This window comes from Mesorhizobium sp. M0040, assembly GCF_040323505.1.
Classification (GTDB): domain Bacteria; phylum Pseudomonadota; class Alphaproteobacteria; order Rhizobiales; family Rhizobiaceae; genus Mesorhizobium.
The window spans coordinates 89,698-110,220 of sequence record NZ_JAMYVA010000002.1 but is presented as its reverse complement, the minus strand read 5'-3'; the positions used below and the strand labels follow the sequence as shown (position 1 = coordinate 110,220).

General features: G+C 61.8%; 19 protein-coding genes and 2 pseudogenes. 9 read left to right on the top strand and 12 right to left on the bottom strand.

The features are described from left to right. Positions 1-64 precede the first annotated feature (64 nt). From NKJ91_RS02145 to NKJ91_RS02130, 4 genes are all read right to left on the bottom strand, one after another. Positions 65-2,533, bottom strand: coding sequence for a glycogen/starch/alpha-glucan phosphorylase (locus NKJ91_RS02145; RefSeq protein ID WP_352454271.1), 2,469 nt, complete (start codon positions 2,531-2,533; stop codon positions 65-67). A 175-nt stretch (positions 2,534-2,708) separates the two neighbouring features. Then, positions 2,709-3,497: an ATP-binding cassette domain-containing protein gene (locus NKJ91_RS02140; RefSeq protein WP_023679303.1), complete on the bottom strand. Its 789-nt coding sequence runs from the start codon at positions 3,495-3,497 to the stop codon at positions 2,709-2,711. Further along, a complete protein-coding gene (locus tag NKJ91_RS02135) occupies positions 3,494-4,576 on the bottom strand; it encodes an ABC transporter permease (protein ID WP_023679302.1) in 1,083 nt (360 codons plus the stop codon). Before NKJ91_RS02135 ends, NKJ91_RS02140 begins: the two co-directional genes overlap by 4 nt. Positions 4,577-4,665: 89 nt before the next feature. After that, on the bottom strand, positions 4,666-5,682 hold the full coding sequence (locus tag NKJ91_RS02130; protein ID WP_352449223.1) for a sugar ABC transporter substrate-binding protein: 1,017 nt from the start codon (positions 5,680-5,682) through the stop codon (positions 4,666-4,668). 229 nt (positions 5,683-5,911) lie between these two features. Here NKJ91_RS02130 and NKJ91_RS02125 point away from each other — a divergent pair, with 229 nt between their 5' ends. The 6 genes and pseudogenes from NKJ91_RS02125 (at position 5,912) to NKJ91_RS02100 (ending at position 11,310) form a co-directional block, all read left to right on the top strand. Then, positions 5,912-7,141, top strand: a complete 1,230-nt coding sequence (locus tag NKJ91_RS02125) for an ROK family transcriptional regulator (protein ID WP_352454270.1) — start codon at positions 5,912-5,914, stop codon at positions 7,139-7,141. Positions 7,142-7,143: 2 nt separating this feature from the next. Then, positions 7,144-7,590: an RbsD/FucU family protein gene (locus tag NKJ91_RS02120; protein ID WP_023679299.1), complete on the top strand. Its 447-nt coding sequence runs from the start codon at positions 7,144-7,146 to the stop codon at positions 7,588-7,590. Continuing rightward, complete coding sequence (locus NKJ91_RS02115) at positions 7,587-8,510, top strand: carbohydrate kinase family protein (RefSeq protein WP_352454269.1); 924 nt, start codon at positions 7,587-7,589, stop codon at positions 8,508-8,510. The genes NKJ91_RS02120 and NKJ91_RS02115 overlap by 4 nt, the downstream gene beginning before the upstream one ends. Positions 8,511-8,761: 251 nt before the next feature. Continuing rightward, positions 8,762-9,904 carry a DegT/DnrJ/EryC1/StrS family aminotransferase gene (locus tag NKJ91_RS02110; RefSeq protein WP_352454268.1) on the top strand — a complete coding sequence of 381 codons (1,143 nt, stop codon included), beginning with the start codon at positions 8,762-8,764 and terminating at the stop codon, positions 9,902-9,904. An 18-nt stretch (positions 9,905-9,922) separates the two neighbouring features. Further along, a pseudogene (locus NKJ91_RS02105) lies at positions 9,923-10,120 on the top strand (hypothetical protein); the annotation flags it as partial. Positions 10,121-10,290: 170 nt separating this feature from the next. Beyond that, on the top strand, positions 10,291-11,310 hold the full coding sequence (locus NKJ91_RS02100; protein WP_352454267.1) for an LLM class flavin-dependent oxidoreductase: 1,020 nt from the start codon (positions 10,291-10,293) through the stop codon (positions 11,308-11,310). A 51-nt stretch (positions 11,311-11,361) separates the two neighbouring features. On the opposite strand, the pseudogene NKJ91_RS02095 reads toward NKJ91_RS02100, so the two are convergent. The 3 genes and pseudogenes from NKJ91_RS02095 to NKJ91_RS02085 form a co-directional block, all read right to left on the bottom strand. After that, positions 11,362-11,843: pseudogene (locus tag NKJ91_RS02095) on the bottom strand (RES family NAD+ phosphorylase). Then, a complete protein-coding gene (locus NKJ91_RS02090) occupies positions 11,840-12,274 on the bottom strand; it encodes an antitoxin Xre-like helix-turn-helix domain-containing protein (protein WP_352449224.1) in 435 nt (144 codons plus the stop codon). Before NKJ91_RS02090 ends, NKJ91_RS02095 begins: the two are co-directional and overlap by 4 nt. 69 nt (positions 12,275-12,343) lie before the next feature. Further along, positions 12,344-12,970: a CDP-alcohol phosphatidyltransferase family protein gene (locus NKJ91_RS02085; protein ID WP_352454266.1), complete on the bottom strand. Its 627-nt coding sequence runs from the start codon at positions 12,968-12,970 to the stop codon at positions 12,344-12,346. On the opposite strand from NKJ91_RS02085, the gene NKJ91_RS02080 reads away from it, so the two are divergent. Beyond that, complete coding sequence (locus NKJ91_RS02080; protein ID WP_352454265.1) at positions 12,969-13,229, top strand: hypothetical protein; 261 nt, start codon at positions 12,969-12,971, stop codon at positions 13,227-13,229. The genes NKJ91_RS02085 and NKJ91_RS02080 overlap by 2 nt on opposite strands. Positions 13,230-13,281: 52 nt before the next feature. Next, a complete protein-coding gene (locus NKJ91_RS02075) occupies positions 13,282-13,794 on the top strand; it encodes a phosphatidylglycerophosphatase A family protein (protein WP_352454264.1) in 513 nt (170 codons plus the stop codon). A 234-nt stretch (positions 13,795-14,028) separates the two neighbouring features. Here NKJ91_RS02075 and NKJ91_RS02070 read toward each other — a convergent pair whose 3' ends face one another. Continuing rightward, positions 14,029-15,630, bottom strand: coding sequence for an FAD-dependent monooxygenase (locus NKJ91_RS02070; protein WP_352454263.1), 1,602 nt, complete (start codon positions 15,628-15,630; stop codon positions 14,029-14,031). Positions 15,631-15,727: 97 nt separating this feature from the next. On the opposite strand from NKJ91_RS02070, the gene NKJ91_RS02065 reads away from it, so the two are divergent. Further along, complete coding sequence (locus NKJ91_RS02065; RefSeq protein ID WP_352454262.1) at positions 15,728-16,171, top strand: MarR family winged helix-turn-helix transcriptional regulator; 444 nt, start codon at positions 15,728-15,730, stop codon at positions 16,169-16,171. A 281-nt stretch (positions 16,172-16,452) separates the two neighbouring features. Here NKJ91_RS02065 and NKJ91_RS02060 read toward each other — a convergent pair whose 3' ends face one another. From NKJ91_RS02060 to NKJ91_RS02045, 4 genes are all read right to left on the bottom strand, one after another. Further along, positions 16,453-17,760: a type II toxin-antitoxin system HipA family toxin gene (locus tag NKJ91_RS02060; protein ID WP_352454261.1), complete on the bottom strand. Its 1,308-nt coding sequence runs from the start codon at positions 17,758-17,760 to the stop codon at positions 16,453-16,455. Continuing rightward, on the bottom strand, positions 17,760-17,912 hold the full coding sequence (locus NKJ91_RS33790; RefSeq protein WP_502896956.1) for a helix-turn-helix domain-containing protein: 153 nt from the start codon (positions 17,910-17,912) through the stop codon (positions 17,760-17,762). Before NKJ91_RS33790 ends, NKJ91_RS02060 begins: the two co-directional genes overlap by 1 nt. Before the next feature lie 368 nt (positions 17,913-18,280). Continuing rightward, on the bottom strand, positions 18,281-19,459 hold the full coding sequence (locus NKJ91_RS02050) for a hypothetical protein (RefSeq protein WP_352454259.1): 1,179 nt from the start codon (positions 19,457-19,459) through the stop codon (positions 18,281-18,283). Positions 19,460-19,514: 55 nt separating this feature from the next. Continuing rightward, the gene (locus tag NKJ91_RS02045; protein ID WP_352454258.1) at positions 19,515-20,522 is read right to left on the bottom strand and encodes a succinylglutamate desuccinylase/aspartoacylase family protein; all 1,008 of its coding nucleotides are present in this window, start codon (positions 20,520-20,522) and stop codon (positions 19,515-19,517) included. Position 20,523: the final 1 nt, after the last annotated feature.

The following is a 20,523-nucleotide window of genomic DNA, read 5'->3' as shown; positions in this document are numbered from 1 at the left end:
CAAGGGATGCGAGGGTCAAATCACTCCACTAGGGCCACATTGTTCCTGGTCTCATGCAATCACATCAGGCGGGCACGTGCCAGATGTCTTTCGCATATTGGCGGATCGTTCGATCGGACGAGAACCAGCCGACGCGCGCGACATTGCGGATGGCTCTGGCGTACCAGTCCGGGCTGTTGCGCCAGACGCCATCGACGTCGCGCTGGGTGGCGGCGTAGGCATCGAAATCCGCGGCGACCATGAACCAGTCGCTCTGGTAAAGACCGTTGATCAGGTCGCGATAACGGTCCGGATCGTCAGGTGAAAAGACTCCGGATGAAACCGCGGCCAGCGCCTGCGCCAATTCAGGCGATCCCTCGATCACAGCGCGCGGATCGTAACCATTGTTGCGTCGCTCGGCGACCTCATCGGTGGTCAGGCCGAAGATGAAGATATTGTCGTCGCCCACGCATCCCTTGATCTCGACATTGGCGCCGTCGAGCGTGCCGATGGTCAGCGCGCCGTTCAGCGCGAACTTCATGTTGCCGGTGCCGGACGCTTCCATGCCGGCGGTCGATATCTGCTCCGAAAGATCGGCGGCCGGCATCATGATCTCGGCAAGGCTGACATTGTAGTTCGGCACGAACACCACTTTCAGCAAACCGCGCACCGCCGGGTCGCGGTTGATGACCCTGGCGACGTCGTTGGCAAGTTTGATGATCAGCTTGGCGTTGTGGTAGCTGGGCGCCGCCTTGCCGCCGAAGAATTTGACGCGAGGCATCCAGTCGCGCTCCGGATGCGAGCGGATCTGGTCGTAGAGCGCGACCGCTTCGAGAATGTTCAAGAGCTGGCGCTTGTATTCGTGGATGCGCTTGACCTGGATGTCGAACAGCGCCGATGGGTCGACCTTGATGCCGAGCCGGTCGGCAACGAGATTGGCAAGCCTCGTCTTGTTCGCCCGTTTGACGGCGGCGAACTTGTCGCGGAAGGCTGCGTCCTCAGCGAAAGGATCAAGCCGCTTTATCTCGTCGATGTCGTCGAGGAAGCTGTCGCCGATCGCCTCTCGGGTGAGTGCAGTGAGGCCGGGATTGCACTGTATCAGCCAGCGCCGCGGTGTGATCCCGTTGGTCTTGTTGTTGATGCGATCCGGGTAGAGCCTGTGGAGGTCGGCAAACACCGTCTCCTTCATCAATTCCGTGTGCAGGGCAGAGACGCCGTTGATCGAGTGCGAGCCGACAAAGGCCAGATTGCCCATGCGCACGCGGCGATCGCCATTTTCCTGGATCAGCGAGATGCGGCTGATTTGTTCGTCCGAGAATTGGTCGGAGGCGCGCGCCTCGAGCAGCACTTCGGCGTTGATGGCGTAGACGATCTGCATGTGGCGCGGCAACAGCCGCTCGAATAGCGGGACGGGCCAGCTTTCCAGCGCTTCGGGAAGCAGCGTGTGGTTGGTGTAGCCGAAGGTGCGCTTGGTGATGCTCCAGGCCTGGTCGAAATCCATGCCGTGGACATCCATCAACAAGCGCATCAACTCGGGGACGGCGATGGCCGGATGGGTGTCGTTGAGATGGATCGCCGCCTTGTCGGGCAGCGATTGCAGGTCGCCATACTGGCTGAGATGGCGCTGGACGATGTCCTGCAGCGAGGCGGTGGAGAAGAAATACTCCTGCCTGAGCCGCAGCTCCTGGCCGGCCTTGTGGGAATCGGCCGGGTAAAGGACGCGCGACAACGCATCGGCCTTGTTGCTTTCGGCGAGCGCGCCGATGTGATCGCCGGCGTTGAACTTGTCGAGCAGGATCGGATCGATCGGCATGCCGGACCACAGCCGCAGCGTGTTGACACGGTTGGCCCGCCAGCCAACAACCGGCGTATCGTAGGCAACGGCCAGAACATGTTCGGTCGGCTTCCAGACATGGCGCTCGAGCCTGCCGTCCTTCGACGTGACCGATTCCACCGAGCCGCCGAAGCCGACCTCGAAGGAGCGTTCGCGGCGCTCGAACTCCCAGGGATTGCCGTGATCGAGCCACGTCTCGGGCAGCTCCACCTGCCAGCCGTCATGGATCTCCTGCCGAAACATGCCGTTGGCGTAGCGGATGCCGTAGCCATGCGCGGGGATATTGACGGTCGCCATGCTTTCCATGAAGCAGGCGGCGAGCCGGCCAAGACCGCCATTGCCAAGCGCAGCGTCCGGTTCGAGCGCTGCAATGATGTCGAGGTCGACGCCAAGCGACGACAGCGCCTCGCGCATATTGTCCATCAGGCCGAGATTGGAGAAGGCATCGCGCATCAGGCGGCCGATGAGGAATTCCAGTGACAGGTAGTAAACGCGCTTTTCCTGCTGGGCGTAGGCCTCTTGGGTCGCCTGCATCCAGTGATCGACTATGCGGTCGCGTACAACCTTGATCGAGGCGGTGAGCCAATCGTACTGGGTTGCAACGTTGGTGCCCTTGCCGACCCTGTATTTGAGGGCTTGCAAGACTTCTTCGGCGAGCGTCTTGGGATCCGGGTTTTTGAGCGTGGGCAGAGGAGCTTCGGTTGTCATCGCGCGCGTCATGCTGCCTCTCGTGACGTTGCCAGGATCATGCGGCTTTCACCATCTCTGCCAATGCTAGTGCATCCCACCGGATGTTCAATCGATTCGGGTGATCGCAAGCCGGGTTGCCCTGCGGCAATTTGGCATTTGGAAACATCGCGTTCGGGTCCCTCGGCGATGGGCCTCAAGTTCTTGCTCAGGCCGCCAGCGCCGCTTCCGGCGGCACCTTGGCGCCGGTCATGAAGGCGACGGCGTCGGACATCGTATACTGCTTCGGATCGATGACACACAGGCGACGGCCGAGCCGATGAATGTGGATGCGGTCGGCCACCTCGAAGACATGCGGCATATTGTGTGAAATCAGCACGATAGGCAGGCCTCGGCGTTTGACGTCGAGTATGAGTTCGAGCACGCGGCGGCTCTCCTTGACGCCGAGCGCGGCCGTCGGCTCATCCATGATGACCATCTTCGAGCCGAAGGCGGCGGCGCGGGCCACCGCCACGCCTTGGCGCTGGCCGCCGGAGAGCGTTTCCACCGCCTGGCTGATGTTCTGGATCGTCATCAGGCCAAGTTCGGTGAGCTTGTCGCGGGCACGCTTTTCCATCGCCGGACGGTCGAGCATGCGCAGCCATTCGCCGAGGAACCCGGGCTTGCGGATCTCGCGGCCGAGGAACATGTTGTCGGCGATAGACAGCGCCGGCGACAGAGCCAGGTTCTGGTAGACGGTCTCGATGCCGGCCTCGCGCGCCTCCATCGGCGATTTGAAGGCAATAGGCTTGCCTTCAAGCCGTATCTCACCTTCGTCCGGGGTGACCGCTCCGGAAATGGCTTTGATAAGCGACGACTTGCCGGCGCCGTTGTCGCCAATGACAGCAAGGATTTCGCCCGGATAGAGGTCGAAGTCTGCGCTGTCGAGAGCGGTGACGCGGCCGTAGCGCTTGACCAGGCTGCGCGCGGTAAGGATCGGTTCGTGAGTCTGGTTCATGCCGAGATCTTCCTGATCCACTGGTCGATACCAACAGCGATGATGATAAGGGCGCCGACGGACAATTGCGTCCATTGCGGATCTGTCCCCCAAAGCCTGAGGCCGAGCGCGAACACGCCGACGATCAGCGCACCGAAGATGGTCCCGAGGATGGAGCCGCGGCCGCCGAACAGCGAAGTGCCGCCGATCACCACGGCGGTAATCGAATTGATGTTCTCGAACTGCCCGGCCTGCGGCGAGACCGATCCGATGCGACCGATCAGGGCCCAGCCGGCGATGGCGCAAATGATACCAGTCAGCGTGTAGACCGCGACCAGCATCCGGCTGACGCGCACACCCGACAGCTCCGCGGCCTCCGGGTCGTCGCCGACCGCATAGACATGCCGGCCCCACGCGGTGTGATTGAGCACGTACCAGGCAATTGCCGCCATGATCAGCACCAACAGCACGCCATACGTGAAGACGGCGCCCCCGATCCTGAACGATCCGCCGAAAAACTGCAGCAGCGGCGCCGTCGTCTCGAGATCCTGGCTGCGGATGGTCTCGTTACCGGAATAGATGAAGTTGATGGCAGCGTAGATCGACCAGGTGCCGAGCGTCACGATGAAGGGCGGCAGTTTCACCCAGGCGATGAGAATGCCGTTGATCAAGCCGCAAATCGCGCCGACAAGCAGCCCGACGGCAACGGCCACCGGCGCTGGGACACCGTAGTGCATGGCAAACTGGCCCATGACGACCGAGCTCAGCACCATGATGGCACCGACGGACAGGTCGATGCCGGCGGTGAGCACCACCAGTGTCTGCGCGATGCCGACCATGCCGGTTATCGCCACCTGCTGGAGGATCAGGGTGAGGGTGAAAGGAGAAAAGAAGCGTCCGCCGACGACCACTGCGAACAGAGCCACCGAGATGATCAGGATGATCAGGGGCACCATGGCAGGGCTTTTGTGCAAGCGGTGCTGGATGCTCTCGAGCGTCGAGCGGGAATGCGTCTCGAATGAAGCGACGCTGGTGTCGCTAGTGGCCAGGACCGTCTCGAATTCCTGCGGTCCCTTGCTCCTGGTTGTTTCGACGCTCAAGTCGGCCTCCCCGCCTGTGATGTGGAGCGGCCGAAACCGCTCCACATTCTCTATTGTTCTTTTGAAGTTGAGCCGATCAGGGGATCAAATCAACCCCAGCACTTGCTGAGGCCTTGCTTCGTGTCAATGGATTCGATGCCGGCGGCAGGCTTGTCGGTGATCAGCGTCACGCCGGTGTTGTAGAAGTTCAGACCGGGCGACGGCTCAGGCTTCTTGCCGCTGTCGGCAAAGGTCTTGATCGCCTCGATACCGAGCGAGGCCATGAGCAGTGGATATTGCTGTGAAGTGGCGCCGATCACGCCCTCGGCAACGTTCTTGACACCCGGGCAGCCGCCATCGACCGAGACAATCAGGACGTCCTTCTCCTTGCCGACGGCCTTCAGCGCCTGGTAGGCGCCCGCGGCCGCAGGTTCGTTGATGGTGTAGACGACGTTGATATCCGGATCCTTCTGCAGGCAATTCTCCATGGCAGTGTGCCCGCCATCCTCATTGCCACTCGACAGATCGTGACAGACATTGCGTGCGTCGGTTTCGTCGCCGATCTTGTTGGGATCGCCGAGGTCGATGCCGAAGCCCTTCATGAAGCCCTGATCACGCTGCACGTCGACGGAGGGCTGGCTGGCGATAAGATCCATGTAGGCGATGTGCGCGTCCTTGGCCTTGTCGCCCAAGGTGGCCTTTGCCCAGGAGCCGATAAGCTCGCCGGCCTTGAAATTGTCGGTCGCAAACGTCGCATCCGCGGCGTCGGCAGGCTCGAGCTGGGTGTCCAGAGCGATCACCAGCACCCCTGCATCACGCGCCTTCTTCACCGCCGGCACGATGGCCGCAGTGTCGGTGGCGGTGATCAAAATGCCCTTGGCGCCGTCGGCGATGCAGGATTCGATCGCCGCAACCTGGCCCTCATTGTCGCCTTCCGCCTTGCCGGCGTAGGCCTTCAGATCGACACCAATTTCCTTGGCTTTCGCGGCGGCACCTTCCTTCATCTTGACGAAGAAGGGATTGGTGTCGGTCTTGGTGATCAAGCAGGCGCCGACCCCGGCGGCCGATGCCGTCGACGCAAAGGCCATCAGGCTCAGTCCGGCCGCGGCAAACACGGTGGATTTCAACAGTTTTGACGTGGTCACGATTTTCCTCCCATGGAACCATTTAGGATGCCGGCCAACCGGCATCTGCAGCGCGTCCGACGAAATCTCCCAGTGTCGACGCCGATCTCAAGAGACACCAGTCCGCCAGCACTGTCAATAATTAAATCACTCTTATTTATTATTGACATCGCAGGATTGTTCACCCACTCTAGACCAAAAGCATTGAGGGGAAACGACGGGAGGAACAGGGGTGGAGACCGGCGTTACGAGGCACGGTTCGCCCGATGCGGCCGAAAGCCGCCTGCACCGCGGCACCAATCAAAGCGGCATGCGGGACCACAATGAGCGGCTGGTGCTGTCGCTGGTGCGTCAGCACGGCAGCCTGGCCAAATCCGATATTGCGCGCATGACGGGCCTTTCGGCGCAGACAGTGTCCGTTATCATGCGCGAGCTGGAGGAGGACGACCTGCTCGTCCGCCAGGCGCCGTTGCGCGGCAAGATCGGCCAGCCCTCGATACCCATGGCGCTCAATCCCGACGGCGCCTATTTCATCGGCCTGAAGATCGGCCGCCGCAGCGCCGAGCTGGTGCTGATCGATTTCCTCGGCAATGTGCGCTCGATGCTGCAGCATTCATACCGCTATCCGGCGCCGCGCGAGACGGTGGAATTCGTCACGAGCGGCATGAAGAAGATGCGCAGCGAACTCACCCCGGCGCAGGACAAACGCATCGCCGGGCTTGGCATCGCCATGCCGTTCGAATTGTGGAACTGGGCCGACACCGCCGGCGCACCGCGCGAAATCATGGACGAATGGCGCCATCGCGACATCCGCGCCGATATCCAGGCGCAATGCGAATTTCCAGTCTATCTGCAGAACGACGCCACCTCGGCTTGCGGCGCCGAGCTCGTGTTCGGCCACGCGGCGGGTGCGGCACGCGATTTCGTCTATTTCTATATCGGCGCCTTTGCCGGCGGCGGCATCGTGCTGAACGGCCGGTTGTTTGGCGGCCCAACCGGCAATGCCGGCGCGCTGGGCTCGATGCCGGTGCCTGGGCCGGACGGCAAGCCGACGCAGTTGATCGACGTGGCGTCGATCGCCATGCTGGAAAAGGCGCTCAACGCGCGCGGCATCGAGGCCTCGCATCTGTGGACATCACCGGGGGACTGGGGCGAGCTCGGCGCCGAGCTTGACGACTGGATCGCCAGCGCCTCGCAGGCGCTTGCCTATGCCATCGTTTCGGCCTCCTCCGTCATTGACTTCGAAGCCGCGGTGATCGACGGATGGATGCCGCTTGCCGTGCGCCGGCGGCTTGTCGATGCCGTTATCCAAGCCATCGGCCGGATCGACGGCGAAGGCCTGAGGCTGCCGGCCGTTCGCGAGGGAACCGTCGGCATCCATGCGCGGGCGCTGGGTGGCGCCAGCCTGCCTCTGTCGGAGCGCTTCCTCATCGGCTCGACCACGATTTCCCGGAGCTTCTGAGCATGCTGATCGGCATCCCGGCGCTGCTCGGCCCCGAGCTTCTGGCGATATTGCGCGCCATGGGCCATGGCGACGAGATCGCCTTGGTCGACGGCAACTACCCGGCCGAGCAGCAGGCACAGCGGCTGATCCGCGCCGACGGTCATCATCTCGTCCCCGTGCTCGATGCGGTATTGAGCGTATTGCCGGTCGACGACGCCGTGCCGCAGGCGCTGTTTCGCGCCTCGGCCAAAGGCGATCCCCTGCTCGCCGATCCGGTTCACCATGAGATGGAAGCGATCTGCGCCAGGCGTGCGCCGGGCCGCAAGGTGGTTGCGCTTGCCGGCGCCGACTTCTATGCACGGGTCAAGGCCGCGCACGCGATCGTCGCGACAAGCGAGCCGCGGCTTTATGCCAACATCATCATTCGCAAGGGCGTGATCTATCCGCCGGAAAGCAAGACTTCATGATCCTCTGCTGCGGCGAAGCCCTGATCGACATGCTGCCGCGCACCACGACGGAGGGCGAGCCGGCCTTTGCGCCCTATGTCGGCGGTGCCGTCTTCAACTCGGCCATTGCGCTCGGCCGGCTCGGCGCGCCGGCCGGCTTCTTCTCCGGCCTGTCGTCGGATCTGTTCGGCGGGCAGTTCAGGGAGGCGCTGGGGGCCAGCAAGGTCAGTTCCACCTATGCGCACACCTCGCCACGGCCGACCACGCTCGCCTTCGTGCGGCTCACCAACGGCCAAGCGACCTATACATTCTATGACGAGAACACCGCCGGACGCATGCTGACCATCGAGGACCTGCCGGAACTCGGCAGCGAGATCGAGGCTATGCTGTTCGGCGCCATCAGCCTGATCTCGGAGCCGGCCGGATCGGCCTATGAGGAGTTCATGCGGCGCGAGCATGAGCGCCGCGTGATGATGCTCGACCCCAACATCCGGCCAAACTTCATTCCCGACAAGGCCAAGCACCTCAGGCGCATCCGCAACATGATGGCGATGGCCGACATCGTGAAACTGTCGGACGAGGATCTGAACTGGTTCGGCGAAGCCGGCTCGCATGAGGACGTCGTCCGGAACTGGTTGGATCGCGGTCCGAAGCTGATCGTCGTCACCCATGGCAGCGAGGGCGCGGTCGGTTACAGCAGCCAGCACCGGGTCACCGTCGTGCCGGACAAGGTCGAAGTGGTCGATACGGTCGGCGCCGGCGACACATTCAATGCCGGCATTCTTGCCTCCTTGCACGAACAGGGCCTGCTGTCGAAGACGGCAATCGCCAGTTTGCCGGAAGACGCCATCCAAAAGGCGCTGACGCTCGGCGCCAAGGCCGCGGCGGTGACGGTATCGCGGGCCGGCGCCAATCCGCCATGGCGGCATGAACTCGCTTGACCGGCTGGTGCGCAGCCCATGGACTGCTCACCGGCGATCACTTTATGTTTCGTCCAGCCTGGCGGGCGGGATGCGAAGCCTGTATCAGGCCGGCCGAAGCCCGGATTTCCCCGCGTTTAAAGGGCAGATCGGAAATCAGGGGTAACAGGCTGCGACACTTGAGCAATTCAGGGTTTTGCCCTGCGGCTTTCTCGGCCGTGCCAAGTCTGCTACCAGCGGCCGGTTATCTGGCTAAACCGTTTGAGGCCGACATGCAGTTCATCGATCTTGGCGCCCAGCGCGAACGCATCCGCGACAGGCTGAAAGCGGCAATCGACCGGGTTGTCGACGAAGGCCGCTATATTCTCGGACCTCAGGTCACCGAATTCGAAAACAAGCTCGCCGCCTATATCGGCACCAAGCATGTGGTCGCTTGCGCCAACGGCACCGATGCGCTGCTGCTGCCGCTGTTTGCCGCCGGCATCGGCCCGGGCGACGCGGTGTTCGTGCCGAGCTTCACCTTCGCCGCCACGGCCGAAGTGGTGGCGCTGACCAAAGCCGAACCGGTGTTCGTCGATGTCGATGCCGACAGCTACAATATCGACATCGCCAGCCTCGAGGCGGCAATCGCCATGATCAAGGCGGAGGGCCGGCTGAGGCCGAAGGCAATCATTCCCGTCGACCTGTTCGGCCTCGCCGCCGATTACGAGGCGATCATGGCCATCGCCGATCGCGAAGGCCTGATGGTCATCGAGGATGCGGCGCAGGCGACCGGCGGCTCGGCTCACGGCAAGATGTGCGGCTCGTTCGGCACCGTCGGCTCGACCAGCTTCTATCCGGCAAAGCCGCTCGGCTGCTATGGCGACGGCGGTGCGATGTTCACCAATGACGATGCGCTGGCCGAACAGCTGCGCTCGTTCGCCTTTCACGGCAAGGGCGAAACGCAATACGACAATGTCCGCGTCGGCATCAATTCACGGCTCGATACGCTTCAGGCGGCGATCCTGATAGAGAAGCTGGCCATCCTCGAGGACGAGATGGTGGCGCGGCAAGCGGTCGCCAATCGCTATGCCGAAGGTCTCGGCGATATCGTCAAGGCGGCGCGCAATCTGGGCGGCGGCCGCTCGGCCTGGGCGCAATACGCCATCGAGACGCCGAAACGCGACGGGCTCAAGGCACATCTCGGTGAAAAGGGCATTCCGTCGGTTATCTACTATGTGAAACCGCTGCACAGCCAGATTGCCTATCGCGATTATCCGCGCACGCCGACCGGCCTTGCCGTTTCGGAAGAGTTGCCGAAGCGCATCCTGTGCCTGCCGATGCATCCCTATCTGAGCGAGGCTGACCAGGACCGGATCATCGAAACGATCCGTAACTATATCGGCTCGAATTCGGCGCATGTAGCGGCGGCATAAATTCGAAAGTTTCGAAGCGTGGTCGCGGAATACATCGACGAGTTCATCATGTTCTGCGCCGGGTTGTGGATGGCTGGCGTCGGCTTCGGATTTCTCGCGGACCCGTTCCAAGCTCGCCCCGGCCAGCAGCAGGCATGGTGGACCAACTTTGGGACTCGCTTCAAATGGATGGGACCGCTGTTGATCCTCATCGCGATATTGCTCGCGTTCGCGGCACCTTCCTGGACTCGCGTCCGACGGCAGCTCGGCACGGTCGGCATCGTTGATCAACAACCGCCGATTCAAGCTTTGCGCGTCAAGGCAGGCGGTCATCGGCACCGATTTTGCGATGCTTTGCTGCGCGCCGCAGCATAGTCTGCACCTGGCTCCCCTTTAGGCTGGTTCTCATGAAAAAGATTGGTTTCCTCTCGTTCGGGCATTGGACGCCCTCGCCGCAATCGCAGACGCGAACGGCAGCCGACGCGCTTTTGCAGTCCGTCGACCTGGCCGTCGCGGCCGAGGAACTGGGTGCTGACGGGGCGTATTTCCGCGTGCATCACTTCGCGCGCCAGCTCGCCTCGCCCTTCCCGCTGCTGGCGGCGGTCGGCGCAAAGACCAGCCGAATCGAGATCGGCACGGCGGTGATCGACATGCGTTACGAGAACCCCCTCTACATGGCCGAGGACGCCGGCGCCGCCGATCTGATCGCCGGAGGGCGTCTGCAGCTGGGCATCAGCCGCGGCTCGCCGGAGCAGGTAATCGAGGGATGGCGCTACTTCGGCTACGCCCCGCAAGAGGGCGAGAGCGATGCCGACATGGCACGCAGACACACCGGAGTGCTGCTCGAAGTGTTGCTGGGCAAAGGCTTTGCGCAGCCCAACCCGCGGCCGATGTTTCCCAACCCGCCTGGCCTGCTTCGCGTCGAGCCGCACTCGGAGGGCCTGCGCGAGCGCATCTGGTGGGGCGCCGCCACAAACGCCACCGCCGAATGGGCGGCGAAACTGGGGATGAACCTGCAGAGCTCCACGCTCAAATTCGATGAAGGCGGAAAGCCGTTTCACATCCAGCAGGCCGAACAGATCCGCGCTTTTCGTGAGGCCTGGAAGTCGGCCGGTCACGCGCGCGAGCCGCGGGTGTCGGTGAGCCGGAGCATTTTTGCGCTGGTCGACGATCGCGACCGCGCCTATTTCGGCGGCAATGAGAGCGGAGATCAGTTCGGTTACATCGAGGCAGACAGACGCGCGGTGTTCGGCCGCTCCTATGCCGCCGAACCGGACGTCCTGATCGAGCAGCTAAAGGGCGACGAAGCCATCGCCGAGGCCGATACGCTGCTGCTTACCGTCCCCAACCAGCTCGGCGTCGACTACAATGCCCATGTCATCGAGGCGATCCTGACCCATGTCGCCCCAGGCTTGGGCTGGCGTTGACGAGTTTGAACAATCGACGCCGCAGGCAGGAACCTGCCCCTCCTGACTTGCTCAGGAGCCGAACAGGCGACTGTCCCAATATACGGGTTGATGCAGGCTGGCTGTGATCAAGGCAAACTCCGGATGGGTCGGATTGATCAACACGTTGTTGTCGAGGCGAGCCACGAGGCTTGGCACGATCAAGATCGCGCTGCGGCGCTCGGCATACCACGTCTCGCCGAATTCCTTCCTCACCTTTGCCGGGATCATATCCCACCCCGGCAGCGACGGCTGCGAAAATATCTCGTAGCTTAGCCCGCGCGGAACCATGATCTGGACGTAGTGCTGGTTGGGCGGCAGTCTGCCGCTGCCGTGCACCAGCTTTTCCAGCAACGCTGTCGAATAGTGGTCGCGGTGTAAATCACTGGGCTGCCAGGCGTGTTCCAGCGGCCAGGCGCGATTGTCGAGCCCGTCGCGTCAAAGATCGGATAGGTGCCGGCAGGATCGCCGATCCTGAAGCACGGCAGCGTCCGATCGAGTATCTGCGCCTTCAAGCGGCAGTGCCGTATTTCAGGCCTGCAAGGATATCGATCACCAGCTCGGCGCCGATCTCGTTTTGGATGACCATTTCGATCGGGCGTCGGTCTTCCAGCATGGGATGAGGTCGAAATAGAAAGTCACGAGCCTGATCTTCGATCTTCCAGACGTCGAGGGCCAAGTCCCATGCACGAGCCACCCGTGCTACCCGCATGCCCTCCTCCGAAGACAGTCGAAGAGCGCCCCTCTTGCGACGTTCATAGGTTGCCTTTGGAACGAGGCGGTATTTGAATTGGGCATCGGCCGGTGCCAGCAATTGTGAGACGCGTTCCAGCGCGCCGATTGGCAACCCGCCTTCAATTCGAGCCATCAGCCCGAATGGCGACCGTGCAGCCGTTTCCTTGGGCGACAGCCCCAGCACGTCGGCTATATTTCCAAATGCTAACATCTCTGCTTCCCATTCATATGAAGCAGTATATAGCCTCACATGAGGCTGAATGCGAGCGTTCTTGCCGTCTCACGGCTGCTTGCCGTCGGCTCGTTTAAGCATCGCAAATGCGCGACTGATCCGTTGCAGGGCTGTGGCGTTGGCCAGCACTGCGTACAGCGCGAACCCGCCCGCCAGAATCCAGGGCGAAGCCGCGCCCATGGCGGTCGCGACTCCGTCCGTGGCGAGCAGCACGCAAATGAACACCAGACGTTCCATCCGCTCGAAGAAATCCGGCCAACCGTCGTTTTTCACAGGGATTTCCAGCGCCGTCCGCGCCTTGGCGTAACTGGTGAGGATCCCGCCCGCAAATGCGAACATTGCGATCGCCCACAGATCGGCGACCCAGCCGATAGCCGCAAAGACGGCCAATTCTTGATAACGGTCGACGACGGCGTCGAAATAGCCACCGGCCTTGGTGCTCATATTTGTCCGGCGGGCGACCGCACCGTCCAGCGCATCGAAGCTGAAGGCAAACGCCAGGCAAAGGCCAAAGGCAAGGCTTGAATGGTGATAGACGTAGGCCGCCGAGGACAAAGCGACGAGCACCAGCCCGCTGGCCGTAACCTGGTTCGGCGTCATGCCGATCCCGATCAGCGGAGAGGCGGCCTGCTCCCATAGTGGGTCGATGCGACTTTTCATGAGACCGGCGATCATGGCGGCTCCTCTGATGATGTCGGTTGACGGAGCTTTACCAGCAATTTGCGGGTTTGTTCCACCGTCGCTACCGTTCCAATTGGTCAAAGCGGGCCGAGACCGGGCTCAGCAACGTTCTCAATTTGCCGCAAAAACGATCTCGTTTGGCGAATGCGGCCGGCGAATTAAGGTGCTCGCCAAGCTGACGGCGAAACAGAACTTCCGGTCGCAGCGACAGCTGCCCGACAGCATTTTCACGGTTTGGGCGATGCCCTTGTGACGGTTGTGCAAATCGAACGGCAGTCTGGCGGCAGCACCCGAACGATGTGACTATGATTGCTTGCGATCCGTGGGAAGCCGGCCGAGAATCGATGCATGAATTTCCACCCAAGTTCGCCTACCTGCTCGCGACCTCTGTCGGCGCGGGATTATCTCCAATATGGCCGGGCACGGCCGGCGCAATGGTTGGAGTGGCTGTTGCCGCAGCTCTGATACCTGCATCGCCTTGGCTGACCGTGCTTACCTATGCGGCCCTGTTCGCCGTTGGCGTATGGGCGTCATCGCATGTTATCTCCCGTACCGGGACGGAGGATCCGCAGATCGTCGTCATCGATGAGACCTTCGGCGCCGCCGCAACACTTTCCATGCTTCCGATCGACCCACTCTGGTGGGCAGCAGGCTTCCTTGCTTTCCGGTTTTTCGACGTCGTCAAGCCTTGGCCCATCCGTATCATGCATGACAAGGTAAGGGGTGGGGCCGGCATTATGCTGGACGACGCGGCCGCGGCTGTCGTCACTGGGGCGTTGCTGCTCCTGCTGAACGGTTTGATTGACCATTTGCGGTAACGGGGGCATTCGGCCCCACTGCCAAAGGCCAGCACGATGGTCCATGCGAGTTTAGCGCCACAAGAGGAGGACTGGACCAATGCGAAGCTATAGGATCGCGGCCATTCCCGGCGATGGGATCGGCAAGGAAGTCGTAGCGGCCGGCCTTCGTGCGCTGGCCGCCTGCGCCCTGGCATCGCCCGCATTCCCGGCGACGACATCGGCGTGCCAGAACGCAGGAGGCATCCGCACCGCTCACCGATGGTGTTCGTGTGCCTGCGTACGGAAACCAAACCCGTCAAGTGTTTCGATCAGCACCTGTACGGGATCAGGCACACCGTGCGATGACCGCCACGCGACAAAGCCGTCCGGCCTGACCAAGACAGCACCGCCGCTTTCAACCCCGAGCGCGGAAGGCCACCGATGGTCCAAGTCAATCAGATCCTCATTGGCACCCAAGGCGTGGCAGGTCAGCGGCATACGGAGGCGTTGGCTTACGGCGTCAGCGGCCTGACACCATGCTTCGTCGGCGCAGAGGAGAAGAAGATCGCGATCGCACAAATCGAGACTCGAAATCCGCTGGCCGGCGCGCCCGACCGCGAAATGCGGTAAACGCGTGCCAGGGCGACCCGACAGCTCGGCGGATTTTTGGAACGGGTGATCGTCCGGTGTGGATTCCCGAGCCACGATGCCTGCAGTGTAGCGTTGGCCAAATACCACGTCGTAATCCTCGACGATCGCAACAGGAGGAGGCAACCGCTTCGACGGATCGTCGAACCATTTCTGTAGGCGGGCGAGCGCTTGCGCCAACGTAGCCTCGATGACCGGTCGGCGCTCCATGTCATAGCTATCCAGCAACGAGGGATCGGCATGCCCGCGTGCTACCATCGCAAGCTTCCAGGCAAGGTTATGGGCGTCGTGGATACCTGAATTGCCACCGAAAGCGCCTGTTGGGGGCATCACATGTGCGGCATCCCCCACAAGAAACGCGCGGCCTCGGCGGAATTGGCGCGCTGTGAGGGCGGCCACTTCCCAGGAGCGCGCATCGACAAGCCTCGTCGTGATGTCCGACCGGCCCGCACCTCGTATGATCAGTTCCCTGCACTTGCATTCATCAAAATCCTGTGGTTTCTCGCCCTTTTCGGGAAAGTACTGGAGCGCCAGAAGCCATCGTCCACCCTCCCTGGGCGTGAAGGTCCCGTTGAGGTCCGTCACGAAGCACGACGTGAAGCGCTTGCCGCCTATCGTCGGAGGCATGTCCATGTCAAAGACTACATTCATCCAGTGCTGAAGGCCGCCTGCCCCGCTGCGGCTGATCTCCAGCCTCTCTCGCAGGGAACCGTTCGCACCGTCCGCGACGATCAGATAGTCGGCCGAGATGACCTCCTTTGCGTAAGTCGCGATATCGCGAATTTCCGCGCGGACGACGGTCTCGTCCTCATCGAAAGTCACCAGCTCCGTGCTAAAACGCACGTCTGCACCGTTCCGCTCGGCGTAGCGGCGCAGAATCGGTTCCAGGACGTGCTGATCACACGTCGCCGGTTGCGTGGGGCTGAGGGCACTTGCATCCGGCCACGCCGGTCCGCCCCATTGAATCTCCGGATCGGCGAGATTCCTGGCGCGCGCAATAGCGCCTGCCTGCTGGTCCCCCGTCCGATTTGTACGAATCTCCTCCTCGAGGCCGAGGCTTCGGAAAATCTCCATGCTGCGCGGGGAGATGCCGGCAAACTTGTACTGGATTAACGTGTCGGGATGACGCTCGACGAGGACACACGCAATGTCGTTGTGAGCCAATAGGGCGGCCGCCGTCAGACCGTTCAGGCCGCCTCCGACGACGAGAACCGTGGTATTGGTCATCTCGGATCTCCTCTCATTGCTTTGACCACAAAAACATTTTGATTGATCAAATCATATGATTGGTCCAAGTATGTGTCAAGACTCGAAGGAGCGTGGAATGAGACCGAGCCAAGATCGCTTGCAGCACGCCACCGAGGCATGGCGCCTGATGTTTGATTTCCTGATCCGGTCCGCGCCGGACCGGTTGGAGATCCAGCGGAAATTGGGCCTGACGCCCAACGACTCGCGCGCCCTCTTCACCCTCGACAAAGACGCGGGCAAGCCGATCGGCGCATTGGCTGCTCAATGGCAGTGCGATCCATCGACGGCGACCTGGCTGGTCGACCGGTTGGAGCAGGCGGGGCTCGCCGAACGGATTCCGTCACCAGGCGATCGCCGTGTGAAGCTTGTCAAGCTCACACCCAAAGGTGCTGCAACCATCAAGGAATTGATGAGGGAATATCACAAGCCCCCGCCCGAGATACTTGCGCTTCCACGCGCTGATCTGGATCAGTTGATCGGCCTGGTCAGAAAGTTACAGGCTGGCAAATCCGTGAGTTGATCCTATCCCGGAAAGGCACTGGCTAGGATCGGGTAGCGCCGCGTCGCACTTTCCATGCTGCCGCTCGAGCCGCTCTGGTAATCGGCAGGTTCCTTGCTTTCCGGTTTTTTGACGTGGTCAAACCTTGGCCCATCCTATCGCGCATGAGAAGGTAAGGGGTGGGTTCGGCATCATGCTGGACGACGCAGCGGCGGCCGTGGCCATGCTGCTGCTGCTGAAGAAGACCATTTGAACGTTGTCGCAATGGCGACATCAGTCTGGTTGCGTCTCGACTTTCAGCATCACGCCTCTTCCAGTCTGCGTACACGAGCCCTGACCCCATTGCCGATGGCATCAGCGACTTCCGCAGGAAAATCCTTTGGGAGCGATGCAGAAACCAGTTCGACCGCCGCTAGCGCCTGTTGGCGCAGCTCATCAAAGATCGCCTTGACGGGTTTCGGACCGATCCCTGCTTTGGCGGCGGTCTGGATAAAATGGCGTGGCATGACGCTGTCGACGAGGTAGTGGCGTGTGTCACCAATAGCCATCGCCAGTTTCATTTTGTTGCGCTTGATCTGTCCCGCATCAAGGCTGGGCTGCGCTGAAATCACATCATAGAGCGGCGTTATGCGGAACCGGCCGCCGGGAGAAAGAAAGACGCTAAAATTCTTGGCGTGCCCATCTGTGGCGCCGAGAAGCCAAAAGGCAACCACGGCTTTTAAAACCGCAGCTTGGTCTACCTCCGGTTGGTCGCTTCCCTTCATCAAATTGAGGATAGCCGGAACGCCAGGCCCGCCGTCGGATTCGTATTTCAGTGACGGCGGCACAGAAAGGGCCTGGCAGCAGTCTTCCTGGGGCAAACGCAGGAGACGATTGTCACTGGTCCATCGGCGATCGAACCGCTCGACCGCGAGCACGCGATTGCCTTCGAACTCCTCGATTGCGACGACGGCGCTCGGGAGTCCTAGGGCGCTTGTCAGCTTGAGGCAGAAAAATTCGTTCTCGACACTGAAGGAAAGGTCGATGCCATTTGGCAACCGTCCAATCTGTGGTTTGAGGATGTGCGTCGTGGCAGTCGTCGCCAGCGGCTTGTACCAACGTCCTTTCCAGAACAAGAGCGCAGTCTTTTCCTGAGCGCCAGCGATCGAGATCCGGAAGTCCTCGTCCTCGCCAAGCCCAAGGGGAGCCGATGCCAGATTGCGGAGAAGATGAGCAATCTCGGTATCGTCAACGGGTTTGCCGTTGACAATACCGGCGGGGCCTGGCTCGACACCATCCGGCAGGAATTGCAATGCGCCGACACAATCGCGTCCGACAGCGGCAAGCAGGTCGTAGGCGTCTATTCCTTGAGCATGAACACGCTCCGCCATACGGCGGCGAATGGGGACGTTGTCGGGCAGGAGATTGTCGAAGACGGCGATGACGGGCGCACCGATATAACGATCTTCACGCAGAGGCAGTGATAGCGAGACGGGCAGCGCGTGCTCCCAAGCAAGCCAAGACGGATCGTACTGAAAATCGATCGCGCCGCTGGATTGTCTATTCAGCCGCCCGACGAGACGGCTGTTCAAGAAGACATTTAGCGGGATGTGCCGCCGCGGACGAGCCATCAGAAGATGTCCTCGATCTCGGCCGGCTTTGCCTTGGTCCGAGGGCGGACGACGAATTCGAGGTCGAGCGCTGCGAGAATGTCGCAAAGCGTTCCGAGCTGGGTCCCAGGCGCGCCACTCTCGACGGCCGAGATGGTCGCCTGACGCAGCATCGTTTGGTCCCCGACATTGGTCTGGTTCAGGCGGAGCTTGCGACGCTGCCGGCGGACGGCATCTCCAATCTGCTTGGGTGTTCGGGCGATTTGGTCCACAGCGTACCTCTCTGGCCATGGAATTATACGCTCGCGCAGATAAATTTCAATATACGCTTTTCCGTATCAAACTCTGTATACTCGGAAGCGTATAAGCAGCAAATATGGTCGGGCGTATGATCTTCGATCCGCATGGACCGTCATGGCCATGCTTTCAGCTTGTCCGGCCGCCGCCGGCCAATGTGACCGAAGCGAATAGTCGGCATGCTCATAAAGCTCCAAGGCAAAGTGAGGTCAGTCCTAGCAGACTGCGGCAACGGATCGGTTTTTCAAACGGATGTTGCGGCACTCACCCAATCGAGTCGTGCGGCAGGGACAAGGCCATAATTGTAAAAATTGATGCCGTCGACATCCGGCGCCGTCGCAGCTTTCACCTTGGCGGTGAGGATGTCGGGGCTTGCCATTTCCGGATAGAACAGCCGGTAGCCGGCGCCGAGGAACTTTTCCACGCCAAGGGCTGCGCGTCCGGCCGCCATCAGGCTGGCGACATCGCCGGGCTGCATGTCGTAGGCACACAGGATCGCCCCGTCACAGACCTTGCCGAGCGCCGCGAGATCGCAGCCGCCAAGCCAACCGTCTTTCAAATCGATGATTACAACGCGGGTCGCCGGATTGGCCACATCGCGCAGTTCGGCGACCAGGCTGGTCACCGGTTCGAACCGCCACAGCAGGTAGCCATGGAGTTCCGGCCATGGCAAAAAAGTGTCGGGGCCGCTCCTCGGAAAGTCTGGAAAGCGTCGTTCGGGCACGGCGCGCTCGCAGGTCTCGACGATCCATTGCCCGACGAGCTTGCGCGCTACTTCGCCGTCAACGCCGGCCTCGGCCGCGCGCGCAAGGCAGGACGGACAGAAACAGATCGAGAACAGAAAATCGTCTTCCGGCGTCAGCCCGACACCATCTTTCTCATGATGGTATTCGTGGGCGAAGCCCATGAAGGACGGGCTTTCAAGCTCGATCCGGTCCGGCCTGTAGCTGTGCGAGATATCGGCGATCAGCGCGCGGACATAAGCGCGCGCTTCCGGATGTGATGGGCAGAGATTGTAGTAGTTGGCATCGCCGAAGGCGTTGCGGGTTACGGCCTGCGGATGAAGCATGCCGAGCCGGGTGTTGTGCAAGCAGACCGTCCAGCACGAAACGCCGAGCCCGCCCACCTCGCGCCGGCGGACAAGGTCGCCAAGCACATCGCCGCCTTCCATGATCACGTCCGCCACCTTGGGCTGGATGGCAAGGTCGGCCCAGTGTGCCGCATCTGGCTTAAAATAGATGGTTCCGTCTTCCGGAAAATAGGCTTTCCGGCGCGGGCTGCGCGGCTGCAGGAACCGGCCAGCGTGATAGGAAGTCGCCAGACTGATCATGTTGAGCCCGGCACGCTCGACAAGATCGCGCTCGACCGTCTCCAAGCCCAGATCCTGGACATCCCAAGGATAGGTCCACATGGACAGTTGCATCCGGTTATCCTCAGTCTTGATCCCGATATGGGCGTAAGGTCGGGAGGGCTTCTTATCAGTCGACCGGCTCGGCGACCTGCATGAGGCAGTCTCCCGCCTCGCACATCGTGTGCAGCCGCCGCGAAAGCACAATGCCGCTTTCGACAAAGTGCAGGGCTTGCTCGGCGAGGTCGAGCCGTTCGAGGTCGTGGTACCAGCCCGCCAGTTGGCCTGAAGTCACGCTGTCGCCCAGCCTGACTGCCGGCTCGAACCAACCACAGCTTGTGGCATAAAGGCCCTGACTGTGCCGAGACAACGAAAGGAGCCGCGTCGGCGCCGAAGGCCCGGTTGCCGGTGCAAGAACCGGCGCCTCAACCACTCCCAAGGCGGCCATCAGGGCGTCGAGTGCGCGGGCGGTAATCTCCATCGTATCGACCGTGACAGTGCCACCGCCGCCGAACTCTCCGCTGACGCCGATGGCGCCGGCCCGGCGCGCCGCACCCATGGAGGTCGGTGAGGCCTGGCCGTTGTCGGCCACGAACCCATATGGCATGCTGAGCGTCCGCATTAGCTCTACACCGCGCCGGTGCCGGTCGGGATCGGTATTGTGCTCGACAAGCGCGGTCGGCAGATGCTCCATCGAGGTGCCGCCAGAATGAATGTCGAAGATGACGTCGTGGCGGGGAAACAGTTCCATCTCCAGGAAATTGGCAAGCCGGCTTGTTGGCGTGCCTGACGGGTCGCCCGGAAAGGCGCGGTTGAGATTGCCGCCGTCGAGTGGCGAGCAGCGCTTTGCGGCGATCACCGCCGGCACGTTCGCCATCGGCAGGATGGTGACGCGACCCTTGATCCGCTTGGGATCGAGCCGGCGCACCAGCTTTGCCAGCGACAGCTCGCCTTCATATTCGTCGCCGTGATTGCCGGCCATCAGAAGCACCGACGGGCCCTCGCCGTTGCGGACAAGGCAGATCGGGACCTTGACCTGGAAATAGGGCGAACGGTCGATCGAAAACGGAATGCTGAGATGGCCGAGTGTCTTGCCGTCCCGGTCGAAGTCGAGCGTATGGCTGAGGCCGGTGTGCATG

Coding starts and splice junctions, on each gene's coding strand:
- NKJ91_RS02085 (WP_352454266.1), bottom strand. CDS start 12,970: ATGATCGCCGGTCTCATGAAAAGTCGCATCGACCCACTATGGGAGCAG.
- NKJ91_RS02100 (WP_352454267.1), top strand. CDS start 10,291: ATGAAAAAGATTGGTTTCCTCTCGTTCGGGCATTGGACGCCCTCGCCG.
- NKJ91_RS02045 (WP_352454258.1), bottom strand. CDS start 20,522: ATGCACACCGGCCTCAGCCATACGCTCGACTTCGACCGGGACGGCAAG.
- NKJ91_RS02090 (WP_352449224.1), bottom strand. CDS start 12,274: ATGTTAGCATTTGGAAATATAGCCGACGTGCTGGGGCTGTCGCCCAAG.
- NKJ91_RS02070 (WP_352454263.1), bottom strand. CDS start 15,630: ATGACCAATACCACGGTTCTCGTCGTCGGAGGCGGCCTGAACGGTCTG.
- NKJ91_RS02145 (WP_352454271.1), bottom strand. CDS start 2,533: ATGACGCGCGCGATGACAACCGAAGCTCCTCTGCCCACGCTCAAAAAC.
- NKJ91_RS02060 (WP_352454261.1), bottom strand. CDS start 17,760: ATGGCTCGTCCGCGGCGGCACATCCCGCTAAATGTCTTCTTGAACAGC.
- NKJ91_RS02075 (WP_352454264.1), top strand. CDS start 13,282: ATGATTGCTTGCGATCCGTGGGAAGCCGGCCGAGAATCGATGCATGAA.
- NKJ91_RS02140 (WP_023679303.1), bottom strand. CDS start 3,497: ATGAACCAGACTCACGAACCGATCCTTACCGCGCGCAGCCTGGTCAAG.
- NKJ91_RS33790 (WP_502896956.1), bottom strand. CDS start 17,912: ATGCTGCGTCAGGCGACCATCTCGGCCGTCGAGAGTGGCGCGCCTGGG.
- NKJ91_RS02050 (WP_352454259.1), bottom strand. CDS start 19,459: ATGCAACTGTCCATGTGGACCTATCCTTGGGATGTCCAGGATCTGGGC.
- NKJ91_RS02110 (WP_352454268.1), top strand. CDS start 8,762: ATGCAGTTCATCGATCTTGGCGCCCAGCGCGAACGCATCCGCGACAGG.
- NKJ91_RS02115 (WP_352454269.1), top strand. CDS start 7,587: ATGATCCTCTGCTGCGGCGAAGCCCTGATCGACATGCTGCCGCGCACC.
- NKJ91_RS02120 (WP_023679299.1), top strand. CDS start 7,144: ATGCTGATCGGCATCCCGGCGCTGCTCGGCCCCGAGCTTCTGGCGATA.
- NKJ91_RS02065 (WP_352454262.1), top strand. CDS start 15,728: ATGAGACCGAGCCAAGATCGCTTGCAGCACGCCACCGAGGCATGGCGC.
- NKJ91_RS02080 (WP_352454265.1), top strand. CDS start 12,969: ATGGCGGCTCCTCTGATGATGTCGGTTGACGGAGCTTTACCAGCAATT.